Origin of the sequence: Streptomyces albiflavescens (genome assembly GCF_014645835.1) — a bacterium.
GTDB classification, from domain to species: domain Bacteria; phylum Actinomycetota; class Actinomycetes; order Streptomycetales; family Streptomycetaceae; genus Streptomyces; species Streptomyces albiflavescens.
The window spans coordinates 1-13,565 of the sequence record NZ_BMMM01000017.1 but is presented as its reverse complement, the minus strand read 5'-3'; the positions used below and the strand labels follow the sequence as shown (position 1 = coordinate 13,565).

Sequence of the window (13,565 nt, the reverse complement as noted above, 5' to 3'; positions counted from 1 at the left end):
GGGACGACGGAGGCGAAGGACGTGCGGCGGCAGGGCCCGATCAAGGTGATGGTGGTCGACGACCATCCCATGTGGCGCGACGCCGTCGCCCGCGACCTGGCCGAGGCCGGCTTCGACGTGGTCGCCACCGCGGGTGACGGCGAGCAGGCCGTGCGCCGCGCCCAGGCTGCCGCGCCCGACGTCCTCGTGCTCGACCTGAACCTGCCGGCCAAGCCCGGCGTCCAGGTCTGCAAGGAGCTGGTCGGCGCCAACCCGGCGCTGCGCGTCCTCGTTCTGTCGGCCAGCGGCGAGCACGCCGATGTCCTGGAGGCGGTGAAGTCCGGCGCCACCGGCTATCTGCTCAAGTCGGCGTCCACGGAGGAGCTGATCGACGCGGTGCGCCGTACGGCGGTCGGTGACCCGGTGTTCACCCCGGGCCTCGCGGGTCTGGTCCTCGGCGAGTACCGCCGGCTGGCCTCCGAACCGGCCCCCGCCGCGGGCGTCGACGAGCCCAAGGCCCCGCAACTCACCGATCGCGAGACCGAGGTGCTCCGGCTGGTTGCCAAGGGCCTGAGCTACAAGCAGATAGCCGAGCGCCTCGTCATCTCCCACCGCACGGTCCAGAACCATGTGCAGAACACCCTGGGCAAGCTGCAGCTCCACAACCGCGTGGAGCTGGTGCGGTACGCCATAGAACGCGGTCTTGACGAGGCGTAAATCTGACGCACCCACACCTTCGAGTGAACGCGATTGATCAACACCCGTACAATTCATCGGAATTGACCTTCCGCACCATGCCGAAGTGACCTGCATCACTATTAGCGTGAGTCCATCAGGCAACCGTGGCGAAGGGACTTTCCATGCGGGTCGGAGTACTGACCGGAGGCGGCGACTGCCCCGGGCTCAACGCCGTCATCCGGGGCATCGTCCGCAAGGGCGTGCAGGAGTACGGCTATGACTTCGTCGGCTTCCGGGACGGCTGGCGGGGACCACTGGAAGGCGACACCGTCCGCCTCGACATCCCCGCCGTGCGCGGCATCCTGCCCCGCGGCGGCACCATCCTCGGCTCCTCGCGGACCAATCCGCTCAAGCAGGAGAACGGCATCCGCCGGATCAAGGACAACCTCGCCAAGCTGGAGGTCGAGGCGCTCATCGCGATCGGCGGTGAGGACACCCTCGGTGTCGCCGCACGCCTCACCGACGAGTACGGCGTCCCTGTCGTCGGCGTACCGAAGACCATCGACAACGACCTGTCCGCCACCGACTACACCTTCGGTTTCGACACCGCCGTCGGCATCGCGACCGAGGCGATCGACCGTCTGCACACCACCGCCGAGTCGCACATGCGCGTCCTCGTCTGCGAGGTGATGGGCCGGCACGCGGGCTGGATCGCCATCCACTCGGGTCTGGCCGGCGGCGCCAACGTCATCCTCATTCCCGAGCAGCGCTTCGACGTCGACCAGGTGTGTGCTTGGGTGACCTCGCGGTTCAAGGCCTCGTACGCGCCGATCGTGGTCGTCGCCGAGGGGGCGATGCCCAAGGACGGCGACATGGTCCTCAAGGACGAGTCCCTCGACTCCTTCGGGCACGTCCGCCTCTCCGGGGTCGGCGAATGGCTGGCCAAGCAGATCGAGAAGCGCACCGGCAAGGAGGCCCGCACCACGGTCCTCGGGCACATCCAGCGCGGCGGCACCCCCAGCGCCTTCGACCGCTGGCTCGCCACCCGCTTCGGGCTGCACGCCATCGAGGCCGTCCGCGACGGCGACTTCGGCAAGATGGTCGCCCTGCGCGGCACGGACATCGTCCGCGTTCCGATCGCGGAGGCCACGGCCAAGCTCAAGACCGTCGACCCGAAGCTCTACGAGGAGGTCGGGGTCTTCTTCGGCTGACGGAGGCGGCCCGGCGTACCGGGGTTATGGGCCGTACATTCGTCCCATAACCCCGTAGAACGGGAGGAATTGTGGAGATCCTCGCCTTCGGCGTCCAGGCCGACGAGAAGCCCCTGCTCGAGAAGGCCTTCGCGGGACCCCACCAGGTCCACTGTCTCGACGTCTTCCTGACCGAGGACACCGCTCGCATCGCGGCCGGCTACGAGGCCATCTCCACCAGCGTCAACTGCGGCCTCGGTCACCGAGTCCTGCAGACCCTGGCGACCGGCGGCACCCAGCTGGTCGCCCAGCGCTCCACGGGCTTCAACAACATCGACCTCGAGGTCGCCGAGCGCCTCGGCATGACGGTCGCCCGAGTCTCGTACTACTCGCCGTACTCCGTCGCCGAGTTCGCCTGGACCCTCGGCATGGCCGTCAACCGCCGCATCGTGCGCGCCGCCACCCGCACCCGCGACTTCGACTTCCGCCTCGACGGGCTGATGGGCCGCGACATGCACGGCCGCACCGCGGGTGTCCTCGGCACCGGCAAGATCGGCGAGGCGTTCACCAGGATCGCCCGCGGCTTCGGCATGAACCTGCTCGGCTGGGACGTCGCGGAGAACCCGGCCTGCGTCGAACTCGGCATGAAGTACGTCCCCAAGGAGCAGCTCCTCGCCGAGTCCGACCTGATCAGCCTGCATGTCCCGCTGATGCCGGAGACCCAGCGCCTGATCGACGCCGCCGCGCTGCGCGCGATGAAGGACGACGCGATCCTGGTGAACTCCAGCCGCGGCGGCCTGATCGACACCCAGGCCCTCGTCACCGAGCTGCGTGAGGGCCGCTTCACGGGCGTCGGTCTCGATGTGTACGAGGCGGAGGCCGGCCTCTTCTTCCTCGACAAGTCCCTGGAGGCCATCGAGGACGACATCCTGGCCCGCCTCGTCACGTTCCCGAATGTGCTGGTCACGTCCCACCAGGCGTACTACACCGAGGACGCCGTCGGCCAGATCGTCGACGCCACGGTCAAGAACGTCCTCGACTACACGGCGGGCCGCCGTTCGGACAATGTGCTGGTGCCCCGCAGCTGATCGATCAGCTCGCGCACGACCGCCGTGCCGTTCAGCGTCAGCACCGACTCCGGGTGGAACTGGACCCCCGCGAACCCGGGACCGCGCATCGCGTGCACCTCACCGCTGTCGTTGCGGCTGACCTCGATGCCGTGCGCGGAGAACTCGGCGAGGGCGTCGTCGTCGCAGCGTGCCACGAAGCTGTTGTAGAAACCGACCGTCTCCGTCCGCCCGAAGAGGTCGACCGCGGTCTGCGCCCCCTGGTACGGCACCTCCTTGCGGACGATCTCCAGGCCCAGTTCGGCCGCGATCAGCTCGTGGCCCAGGCAGACGCCCAGGACTCCGTGCCGGTGCCCCCGGATCACCTCGGCGGTGAGCCCGCGCAGGAAGCGCATCTTCGGGTCCCGGACATCGCCCGGATCGCCCGGACCGGGGCCCAGCACGAGCGGCCCCTCGTGCGCGAGGGCCGCCTCCCGCAGCCCCGGCTCGTCGTAGCGCCGCACCGTCACCCCGAGCCCCGACGAGCGGAGCAGATGCGCCAGCATCGCCGTGAAGGTGTCCTCGCCGTCCACGACCAGGGCGTGCCCGTCGAGCCCGTCGCCCCGCTCCTGCATCCGCAGCCAGAACGGCGCGAGCGAGGTCCGCCGCCCGTCGAGCGCCGCCTGCACCCGGGGATCGTCCGCCAGCCGCGGCCCCACGTGCTCCGTACGCGGACGCGCCTCAAGGACTCCCAGCGCCGCCAGCACCCCTGCCGCCTTCGCGTGTGTCTCCGCGACCTCGCTCACCGGGTCCGACCCCCGTACAAGGGTGGCGCCGACCGGGACCCGCAGCCGTCCGTCCGCGTCGATGTCGGCGGTTCGGATGAGGATGGGGGAGTCGAGGGTCTGCGCCCCGCCGGCGTCCCGCCCCACGAGGGCCAGCGCGCCCGCGTAGTACCCGCGCCCGCCGACTTCGTGCCGCTCGATGACCCGGCAGGCGTTCTGCACCGGCGATCCCGTGACCGTCGCCGCGAACATGGTCTCGCGCAGCACGTCCCGCACGTCCAGCGAGGACCGCCCCCGCAACTCGTACTCGGTGTGCGCGAGATGGGCCATCTCCTTCAGCCGTGGACCGATCACCACCCCGCCCATGTCGCCGACCGTGCACATCATCTTGAGCTCCTCGTCGACCACCATCGAGAGCTCCTCGATCTCCTTGCCGTCGGCGAGGAAGGCCAGCAGATCCTCGGGGGTCGGGCCCTCGGCCGGGTAGCGGTACGTGCCGCTGATCGGGTTCATCACGACGGTCCCGCCCGCCCGCCTCCCACCAGCACCCTCAACCGAGAGCGCTTCGCGCCCGCCCCTTCCCCCCGACATCCGGACGTGCACCTCGGGGCTCGCGCCGACCAGCGTCCGGTCCCCGGTGTGCACGACGAACGTCCAGTACGCGCCCCGCTCACCGACGAGGAGCCGACGGAACAGGGCGAGGGCGTCGGCCCTCCCGAACCCCGGGATCTCCCCCTCGTACGTACGCCGGATCACGAAGTTCGCACCCTCGCCCCGCCCGATCTCCTCGCGCAGCACCCGCCCGACGATCCCGGCGTACTCCTCGTCGGCGACGTCGAAGCCCCCGCCCTCGACGCGCACCTTGTGCGACGGCAGCTGGGACAGGGCGTGTTCCAGGGGCAGTTCGTACGTCTCCTCGGCGGTGAGCACCGCGAGAGGCGTGCCGTCGTCGCGGACGTCGAAGCCGCGCTCCCGGATCTGGCGGTAGGGGATGAGCGCGAGGCCCTCGTCGGGGATGTCGGCGAGGCGGTCGTGGGTGGTGACCCGGCCGAGCAGCACCTCGACCACGTCAGGGGCGTGACCGGGGGTGCGGCGGCGCAGCAGGGCGAACGGACGTGGATCGTCCAGGAGGTCGAGCAGGTTCATCGGTCCTGTTCCTTCTCACTCAGAGAGGGAACGGGCTCCGGAAACGCCGAAGGCCGCCCCTCGGGCGGCCTTCGCGAAGTCTTGCGTACGCGCAGTCAGTGGGCCGCCGGATGAGCGGTCCACCACCAGTTCTGGATCGAATGCGCGAACATGCGCCGCACCCTACCCGACGTGTGGGGCCCGGCAACAGCGTGAACCGTTCGCGTACAGGGTTCGGACCGCTCGCGCACCGGCCATTCATGGCCAGGTAGCCCGACCGATCCGACCGAGGAGAGAGTCATTCACGCAGCTCGTTCACCCATGCCTCGCCGGAGCGGCGCACGCGCCCTCGCCGTGTGTGCCGCGGCCGCGGCCCTCGCCGCCGGCCTGCCCGGCTCCGCCCAGTCGGCCCCGAGCGCCTCCGACGACACCACCCGGGTGACCTACCGGGGCCACGTCTTCACCGTGCCCGCCTCCTGGTGGGTCGTGGACCTGGAGAAGAACCCGGAGGCCTGTGTCCGCTTCGACCGTCACGCCGTGTACCTCGGTACGCCGGGCGAACGGCAGGACTGCCCGGCACGCGTGCGGGGACGCACGGAGGCGCTCCTGATCCAGCCCACCACCGCAGCCGAGAGCACCGTGACCACCGCCGGGAGCCCCGTCACGGTCGGGAGCCCCGACACGGTCGGGAGTGACGTCACGGTCGGGAGTGACGTCACCGAGAACCGAACGGCCGGTACGTACCAGGTCACCGCGGACCGCATCGCCGTGACCGCCGCGTACGGGGACGACCGTACGCGGATCCAGGACATCCTCCGCGGCGCCGGCCTGCCCGTCACCGCCACGCCGGGCGCCGGGACACCCGCCGCGGCGCCCCTCCCCAAGGACGCCACGTCCTTTCGGGGCGAGGGCTTCGACGCCTGCACGGCCCCGAGCCAGTCGGCCATGGACGCCTGGCGGGACGCCTCGGACTACGGCGCCGTCGGCGTCTACATCGGCGGGATCAACCGCGCCTGCGCCCAGCCGAAGCTCACGGCCTCGTGGGTGCGCAAGCAGTACGACACCGGCTGGCGGTTCTTCCCGCTGTACGTCGGCCGGCAGCCCTCCTCCGACGGCGGCAGCTGTCAGGGCGACTGCGCGCCGATCACCGACCCGGAGCCGCAGGGCACCGCGGACGCCGCCGACGCGGCCCGGCAGGCCGCAGCCCTCGGCTTCGGCAAGGGCACGGTGCTCTACAGCGACCTGGAGAACTACGCCCCCGGAGGAGCCGTGACGGACCAGGTGCTCGGCTACCTCGAGGCCTACACCAAGCGCCTGCACGAACTGGGCTACCGCTCCGGCGCGTACGGCAACACCTCGTCCCTGGTCGCCGACCTGGTGGCCCACCGGAGCGACGTCACCCTGCCCGACGTGATCCACTTCGCCCGCTGGAACTACACGTCGACCACGTCCGACCCGACGATCCCCGCGGACCTGTGGGCCAACCACCGGCGCATCCACCAGTACGCCGGCGACACCACCGAGACTCACGGCGACGTGACGATCTCCATCGACCGCGACCGGCTCGACGTGGACTAGCCGACCCCCGCTCCGGGCGGCCGTGGAGACCTGTCGTACGGCCGCCCGGAGCACCCCCGATCGAGCACGCCGCGTCTCAATTGATGAGCACGTGAATGGACGCCCGACACGACCCCGTAATGTTGTGGAGGTGACCGTGAACGCTAAGTCCAGCGCGAGCGCTGGCAACACCTGGCGAAACCTGCCCGCGGCGCAGCAGCCCGAGTACCCCGATGCCGAGGCTCTGCGCGACGTGATCGCGGACCTCGAGTCGTATCCGCCGCTCGTCTTCGCGGGCGAGTGCGACCAGCTGCGCGCCCGGATGGGAGCCGTCGCCAAGGGCGAGGCGTTCCTGCTCCAGGGCGGCGACTGCGCCGAGGCCTTCGACGCCGTGTCCGCCGACCACATCCGTAACAAGCTCAAGACCCTGCTCCAGATGGGCGCCGTGCTCACGTACGCCGCCTCGGTGCCGGTCGTGAAGGTCGGCCGTATCGCCGGCCAGTACTCCAAGCCGCGTTCCAAGCCGACCGAGACCCGCGACGGCGTGACCCTGCCGACCTACCGCGGCGACTCCGTCAACGGCTTCGACTTCACCGAAGAGGCCCGCATCCCGGACCCCGAGCGCCTGAAGCGGATGTACAACGCGTCCGCCTCCACGCTCAACCTGGTGCGCGCCTTCACCACCGGCGGCTACGCCGACCTGCGCCAGGTGCACGCCTGGAACCAGGACTTCGTGAAGTCGTCCCCCTCCGGCCAGCGCTACGAGCAGCTGGCGCGCGAGATCGACAACGCGATGAACTTCATGCGGGCCTGCGGGACCGACCCGGAGGAGTTCAAGACCGTCGAGTTCTACTCCTCCCACGAGGCGCTGCTCCTCGACTACGAGTCGGCGCTGACCAGGGTCGACTCGCGTACGGGCCATCTGTACGACGTCTCGGGCCACATGGTGTGGGTCGGTGAGCGCACCCGTCAGCTGGACGGCGCGCACATCGAGTTCGCGTCGAAGATCCGCAACCCGATCGGGATCAAGCTGGGCCCGACGACGACGGCCGAGGAGGCGCTGCACTACATCGAGCGCCTGGACCCGGAGCGCGAGCCGGGCCGCCTCACCTTCATCGTGCGGATGGGCGCGGACAAGGTCCGCGACAAGCTGCCCGAGCTCGTCGACAAGGTCACCGCCTCGGGTGCGACCGTGGCCTGGGTGACCGACCCGATGCACGGCAACACCTTCGAGGCGGCCTCGGGCCACAAGACTCGCCGCTTCGACGACGTGCTCGACGAGGTCAAGGGCTTCTTCGAGGTCCACAAGGGTCTGGGGACGCACCCGGGCGGCATCCATGTCGAGCTCACCGGTGACGACGTCACCGAGTGCGTGGGCGGCGGCGACGAGATCTTCGTCGACGATCTGCACCAGCGCTACGAGACGGCCTGCGACCCGCGCCTGAACCGCAGCCAGTCCCTTGACCTGGCCTTCCTGGTCGCCGAGATGTACAGGGACCAGTAGCGGCTTCGGTTGTTACCGGTACGTGAGATGGGGCGCGGATCACATACGATCCGCGCCCCGACCCACTTTTGCGGGTCCGGCGGGCCGGGTAAGGTTAGGTTAGCCTCACCGATTAATCGGGACGGCACCACTTATCGATCCCGTCGGGAGGTGAACCGCGTGTACGTCTGCAGTTGCTTCGGGATCACCGAGCAGCAGGTGAAGAAGCACGCGGAGGACGGTGCCTGCACCCCCCGCCAGATAGCCTCCGCCTGCAAGGCGGGCACGGACTGCGGTTCGTGCGTACGCCGGATCCAGGCGCTCCTCGGCCGTGGCGCGTGCCCGCGCCGGGAGCTCGCCGACGAGGGCCGGCCGGTGCTCTCCGAGGTCCTGGGGGACGTCCGGGTGCTGAAGGACGCGGCCTAGCTGTCCGGCTGCTCGATCACCTGCGCGATGTACAGCGCCTCGCCGAGCTTCTCGACCAGCTCCAGCTGGGTGTCCAGATAGTCGATGTGGTGCTCCTCGTCCGCGAGGATCGACTCGAAGATGTTCGCGGACGTGATGTCGCCCTTCGCGCGCATCACCTCGATCCCGCGCCTGAGCCGGTCGATCGCCTCGACCTCCACCTGCCGGTCGGCCTCGAACATCTCCTTGACGGTCTGGCCCACGCGAACGTGGAACAGTCGCTGGTAGTTCGGCAGGCCCTCCAGGAAGAGGATCCGATCGGTGAGCACCTCGGCGTGCTTCATCTCGTCGAACGACTCGTGCCGCGTGTACTTCGCGAGCTTCGTCCAGCCGAAGTTCTCCTGCATCTTCGCGTGCAGGAAGTACTGATTGATTGCCGTCAGCTCGCCGGTCAGCTGCTCGTTGAGGAATTCGATGACCTCGGGGTCGCCCTGCATCGCAGAGACTCCTTCCAAGCGGGGGACTGGGCAGGTTGCGCCGCATCTTTGCACCGGCGCAGGGGGTCGTCCAGTAAGTGCATGCTTAGTATGAGTTGCCCGAATCCGACCAGGGCTGGTCATGTGCACTGTCCCGGGTCTGTCAGGATGGAGCCATGGGGCAGCCGGTGGAGCGTGAATCTGGAGAAGCGGCGCAGTCGGAGCTTCCGCCGGGGCAGCGACTTCAGCGAGGCTGGCCGGTCACGCACTACGGGCCCGTACCCAAGTTCCGCCCCGAACGCTGGGAGTTCAGGGTCTTCGGCGCCACCGCCGACGGTGAGAAGCACTGCTGGACCCACGAGGAGTTGACGGCCCTGCCGTACGCCTCCGTCGTGGCCGATCTGCACTGCGTCACGAAGTTCAGCATGCTCGGGGCCGAATGGGGTGGCATCCCCGCCCGTACGATCCTGGAGATCGCCCCGCCCGCGCCCACCGTCACCCATGTCATGGTCTGGGCCGAGTACGGATTCAGCTCCAACCTCCGTCTGTCGGACTTCGCATCCGACCGCACCATCTTCGCCACGCACAAGGACGGTGAGCTGCTGACGGCGGAGCACGGCTTCCCGCTCCGCCTCATCGTCCCCCACCTCTATGCCTGGAAGGGCCCCAAGTGGGTCCGCGGCGTCGAGTACATGACGGCCGACCGCCGCGGCTTCTGGGAGGAGCGCGGCTACCACAACATCGGCGACCCCTGGCGCGAACAGCGCTACTCCTACCAGGAGGAGCCCGGGGACGGCCCCGAGCTCTGACTCCTGCTGCCGCTGCCGATCAGTGGTGGTACTGGTGCACCACCGCGTGTCCCTTGCCGCGGCCGATCATCCACTTGTTGACGGGCGTCGTGACCACGAACGCAATGGCCAGTGAGACGGCCAGCGCGCCCCAGAACAGCAGGTCGGCCAGTTGCGCGTCCATCGCGTCCGGCCACAGGGCGATCACGCCGTTGTCGATCAGCTCCATCACCGCGATGGACAGGGTGTCCGCGGCGAGCGCGACCCGGAACGCCGTTCTGAAGTCGACGCCGGCCTTGAGTACTCCGCGCAGCGTGAACGAGTAGCCGAAGACGAAGGCGAGGGCGATCGCCAGGATCATCGTCGGCACGTTGCCCCAGCCGAGCGCGGTGCCGATCACCATGCCCAGCACCTCGCCGATGGCGCAGCCGGTGAGGCAGTGCAGGGTGGCCTGGGCCGCCATGGACCAGGTGACCCTGCCGCCCGTGTCGTGCGTGTGCGCGTGTGCCTCGTGATGCGTGGGCGTGTGCGCCTGCGTGTGCGTGTGCGTGTCGTGCTCGTGCTGCGTGTGTCCGTGCGTGTCGTGATCGTGCTGCGCGTGCTTGTCGTGCTGCATGAGGGCCCCCAACGCCGAGTAACGGTTCCTGCTACGAGCAGGAACCGTATACCCCCTGGGGGTATTCCCTCAATGGGCTTTGTCGAGCTCAGTCGTCGCGGAGCTTCTTCAGACGCTCGACATCCGCCGCGTGCCCCTCCTTGCCGCCGGGCGTCTCGATGATCAGGGGGACGCCCTCGGTGGCGGGGTGGGTCATCAGGGCACGGAACGGGTCCTCGCCGATGTGGCCGGATCCGATGTTCTCGTGGCGGTCCTTGTGGGCCCCGACGACGTCCTTGGAATCATTGGCGTGGATCAGCTTCAGCCGGTCCTCGCCGACCGTGTCCACCAGCAGGTCGAGGGTCTGGTGCATCCCGCTCGGCCCGGTCAGGTCGTGGCCGGCCGCGAAGATGTGGCACGTGTCGAGACAGACGCCCAGCTTGGGGTGGGCGTCGAGCGCCTCGAAGTACGGCCCGAAGTCCCAGGTCCGGGAGCACAGGGAGGCGCCCTGGCCGGCCGTCGACTCGAGGAGCAGATACGGGTCGTCGTCGTGGGTCAGCTCGTCGAGCAGCGGCAGCATGTACGCGCGCACCTGCTTGAGGGCGACGGACCGCTCCCGGCCGCCCGTGGCGCTTCCGGTGTGCACGACCACACCCAGCGCGCCGATCTCTCGCCCGCGCTGCAGCGAGTGCCGCAGCGACTCCACCGACTTCTCGACCGTCGCCTCGGTGTGCGAGCCGAAGTTGATCAGATAGGGGGCATGGACGTACGCGGGGATCGACTCGGCGGCGCAGGCCGCGCGGAACTCCTCGTCCTGCTTCGGGTTTCCGGCGGGTGTCGCCCAGCCGCGCGGGTTGGCGACGAAGACCTGGACGGTCTCGGCCTTCAGGTCGCGGGCATAGGTCAGGCCGACGGAGTTGAGGCCGCCGGCCACCGGGACATGGCCGCCGACGGGGTTGCGGAGCTGCTTGCTGGTCACACCCACCAGGGTGTCACGTGCTCCTGGGGGCTCCGGCGGCGGACCTCGGAGCCGTGCATGCCTTGGACTTGGCGGACCTCGAAGCTTCGAATACCTCGCACTCGGCAGATCGCGAAGCCGTGCATGCCTGGGGTTCGGCGGTTCGCGAAGCCGTGCATGCCTGGGGTTCGGCGGATCGCGGAGCCGTGCATCCCTCGGACCCGGCGGACCTCGAAGCCGTGCAGAATCGCAGACTCAGCGGATCTCGATGGTGATCGTCGACCCCTTGGGCGCCGTCTCGCCACCGTCCACCGACTGGCTCTTGACGTGGTCCCCGAAGATCCCGAGCAGGCCGCGGTCCTCGTTGACCTTGAACCCGGCGTCCTCCAGCGCCTTCCTCGCGTCGTCCACGCTGTCGCCCATGACGTCCGGGACCTCGACCAACTCGGGGCCCTTGGAGATCGTCAGCGTCACCGTGTCGCCGGAGGCGGCCTCGCGACCTGCCGCCGGGGACTGTTCGGCGATCTGGCCCTTGTCGAACTCCGAGTTGACCCGCTCCGAGGAGATCTTCACCTTCAGACCCGAGTCCTCGAGCTCCGCCGTGGCGTCCTCCACCGACGCGCCGGTGACCTCGGGCACCTCCACCGGGCTGCCCTTACTGACGACGAGCGCGATGGCCGAACCCGCGTGGCGTTTGGTCCCCGCTTCCGGATCCGAGCTGATCACAAAGCCCTTGGTCACGTCCTCGCTGAACTTCCGGGTGACCATGCCCGCGGCGAGGCCGTCGCCCTTCAGCACTTCCTTCGCCTTGAACAGGGCGAGGCCCTTCAGGTCGGGCACCTTCACCGTCTCCGGGCCGTCGGAGATGGTCAGCGTCACGGAGTCGTTGTCACGGATCCGGGCGCCGATCTCCGGGTCGGTGCTGATGACGGTGCCCCGCTTCACGGTGTCGCTGTACTGATGCTTGATCTGACCGACGTCGAGCCCGGCCTGCGTCAGCCGGTCCTTGGCCTCGGCCTGGGTCTTCGCGAGGATCGGCGGGACCTTGGTGAACTGACCGGAGTTGATGTACCAGACGCCGGCGCCGAGGCCCAGCACCAGCACGATGGCGGCGACGACCGCCAGCATGGTGCGCCGGGGCCGCGTGGCACCCCGGGACGGAGCGGCCGGGCCGGACGCGAACCGGCTGGTCTGCTCGAACCGGCTGGTCCGGTTGAGGGCGGCGCCCTCGTCGTCCTCGTTCACGGGCAGCAGTCGCGGCACGGACAGCGAGCGCGGGATCACACTCGTACGGTCCTCGGCGTTGTCGTGGCCCAGGGTGAGGGCTCCCGGCGGGACGGCGTCGAGCTGCTCGGCGGTGAGCCCGGCGCGTGCCTCCAGCACCTGGCCGAGCAGCGCCGCCGCGTCGTGCGGGCGCATCTCGGGATTGCGGGCGGTCGCCGTGCTGACCAGCTCGTCGAGCGCGTAGGGCAGCCCGGGCACGGCGGCCGACGGCGGCGGCACGTCCGCGTGCAGGTGCTGGTAGAGCACTTGGGCGGGGGAGTCACCGGAGTGCGGCTTGTCGCCGGTGAGCATTTCGTAGAGGACGACCCCGCATGCGTAGACGTCGACGCGAGTGTCGGCGGTGCCGTGCTCGATCTGCTCGGGGGCGAGATACGAGACGGTGCCGAGGACGGCCCCCGTCGTGTTCGTCACGGTGTCCACGGCCCGTACGAGACCGAAGTCCGCCACCTTGACCCGGCCGTCGTCCCCTATGAGGACGTTCTCCGGCTTCATGTCGCGGTGCACGAACCCGGCGCGGTGCGCGGCGCCGAGGGCGGCGAGCACCGGCTCCAGGATGTCGAGCGCGGCCCGCGGCTGCAGGGCGCCGCGGTCACGCAGTACGTCGCGCAGGGTGCACCCGGCGATGTACTCCATGGCCAGATAGACGTACGACCCGTCCGTCCCCTGGTCGAAGACCTGCACCACATTGGGGTGCGCGAGCCGGGCCACCGACTTGGCCTCGCGGATGAAACGCTCGACGAACGAGCCGTCGGCGGCCAGCGTCGGGTGCATCACCTTGAGCGCGAGCACGCGGTCGAGGCGGGTGTCCAGGGCCCTGTAGACCGTGGCCATCCCGCCGACCGCGATCCGTGCGTCAACGCGATAGCGGCCGTCGAGCACCTGCCCGACAAGCGGGTCCTGAAGGGTCGTATCCACGCAGGTGAGTGTACGAGCCGCCACCGTCACGCCGCCCCGTTCGGCCGATACCGGAGCGCGACTGCAGCCGACCTGTGACGCACATCGCACGCATGCGCGGACGCCGGACAGAGGCCCGGCTGCCGCGAGCCCGGCCGCGGTCGCGCACGGCGAGATCGCCCCGCGGGAGACCGGCACTTCTCGGCCAACCGGAAACGGGTGGTGGCGGGGCGGAAGAGCCCCACGGCGGCGGATACCTAGACGAGTCATTCCGAATGCTGACGGTGTGTCCGGCAACGCAGACAGGGCGTCCAAGATCGTT

At 69.5% G+C, this 13,565-nt stretch carries 13 protein-coding genes; 7 read left to right on the top strand and 6 right to left on the bottom strand.

From position 1 onward, the window contains the following. Positions 1-48: 48 nt before the first annotated feature. The 3 genes from IEY95_RS36165 to IEY95_RS36155 all read left to right on the top strand — a co-directional run bounded on the left by IEY95_RS36165 (position 49) and on the right by IEY95_RS36155 (position 2,935). Positions 49-696: a response regulator gene (locus IEY95_RS36165; protein WP_189190613.1), complete on the top strand. Its 648-nt coding sequence runs from the start codon at positions 49-51 to the stop codon at positions 694-696. A gap of 143 nt (positions 697-839) precedes the next feature. Further along, the gene (locus IEY95_RS36160) at positions 840-1,868 is read left to right on the top strand and encodes a 6-phosphofructokinase (RefSeq protein WP_189190425.1); all 1,029 of its coding nucleotides are present in this window, start codon (positions 840-842) and stop codon (positions 1,866-1,868) included. A gap of 71 nt (positions 1,869-1,939) precedes the next feature. After that, entirely contained in the window at positions 1,940-2,935 is a 996-nt protein-coding gene (locus IEY95_RS36155) for a 2-hydroxyacid dehydrogenase (RefSeq protein ID WP_189190424.1), read from the top strand. Here the strand turns inward: IEY95_RS36155 and IEY95_RS36150 are convergent. Next, entirely contained in the window at positions 2,887-4,824 is a 1,938-nt protein-coding gene (locus IEY95_RS36150) for an anthranilate synthase family protein (protein ID WP_189190423.1), read from the bottom strand. The genes IEY95_RS36155 and IEY95_RS36150 overlap by 49 nt on opposite strands. A gap of 95 nt (positions 4,825-4,919) precedes the next feature. After that, on the bottom strand, positions 4,920-4,976 hold the full coding sequence (locus tag IEY95_RS50865) for a trp operon leader peptide (RefSeq protein ID WP_076973970.1): 57 nt from the start codon (positions 4,974-4,976) through the stop codon (positions 4,920-4,922). A gap of 148 nt (positions 4,977-5,124) precedes the next feature. Here IEY95_RS50865 and IEY95_RS36140 point away from each other — a divergent pair, with 148 nt between their 5' ends. The 3 genes from IEY95_RS36140 to IEY95_RS36130 all read left to right on the top strand — a co-directional run bounded on the left by IEY95_RS36140 (position 5,125) and on the right by IEY95_RS36130 (position 8,269). Next, the gene (locus IEY95_RS36140) at positions 5,125-6,381 is read left to right on the top strand and encodes a glycoside hydrolase domain-containing protein (protein ID WP_189190421.1); all 1,257 of its coding nucleotides are present in this window, start codon (positions 5,125-5,127) and stop codon (positions 6,379-6,381) included. A gap of 130 nt (positions 6,382-6,511) precedes the next feature. Then, complete coding sequence (locus tag IEY95_RS36135; protein ID WP_189190420.1) at positions 6,512-7,864, top strand: class II 3-deoxy-7-phosphoheptulonate synthase; 1,353 nt, start codon at positions 6,512-6,514, stop codon at positions 7,862-7,864. A gap of 150 nt (positions 7,865-8,014) precedes the next feature. Next, positions 8,015-8,269 carry a (2Fe-2S)-binding protein gene (locus tag IEY95_RS36130; RefSeq protein ID WP_189190419.1) on the top strand — a complete coding sequence of 85 codons (255 nt, stop codon included), beginning with the start codon at positions 8,015-8,017 and terminating at the stop codon, positions 8,267-8,269. On the opposite strand, the gene bfr is transcribed toward IEY95_RS36130, so the two are convergent. Beyond that, complete coding sequence (bfr, locus tag IEY95_RS36125; protein ID WP_189190418.1) at positions 8,266-8,745, bottom strand: bacterioferritin; 480 nt, start codon at positions 8,743-8,745, stop codon at positions 8,266-8,268. The two genes, IEY95_RS36130 and bfr, sit on opposite strands and share 4 nt — an antisense overlap. Positions 8,746-8,900: 155 nt before the next feature. On the opposite strand from bfr, the gene IEY95_RS36120 reads away from it, so the two are divergent. After that, entirely contained in the window at positions 8,901-9,533 is a 633-nt protein-coding gene (locus IEY95_RS36120) for a sulfite oxidase-like oxidoreductase (RefSeq protein ID WP_189190417.1), read from the top strand. A gap of 19 nt (positions 9,534-9,552) precedes the next feature. On the opposite strand, the gene IEY95_RS36115 is transcribed toward IEY95_RS36120, so the two are convergent. The 3 genes from IEY95_RS36115 to pknB all read right to left on the bottom strand — a co-directional run bounded on the left by IEY95_RS36115 (position 9,553) and on the right by pknB (position 13,264). Further along, entirely contained in the window at positions 9,553-10,128 is a 576-nt protein-coding gene (locus IEY95_RS36115; protein WP_189190416.1) for a DUF4396 domain-containing protein, read from the bottom strand. A gap of 88 nt (positions 10,129-10,216) precedes the next feature. Then, positions 10,217-11,086, bottom strand: coding sequence for a deoxyribonuclease IV (locus IEY95_RS36110; RefSeq protein WP_189190415.1), 870 nt, complete (start codon positions 11,084-11,086; stop codon positions 10,217-10,219). Between the two features lie 234 nt (positions 11,087-11,320). Next, on the bottom strand, positions 11,321-13,264 hold the full coding sequence (pknB, locus tag IEY95_RS36105; protein WP_189190414.1) for a Stk1 family PASTA domain-containing Ser/Thr kinase: 1,944 nt from the start codon (positions 13,262-13,264) through the stop codon (positions 11,321-11,323). Positions 13,265-13,565 lie beyond the last annotated feature (301 nt).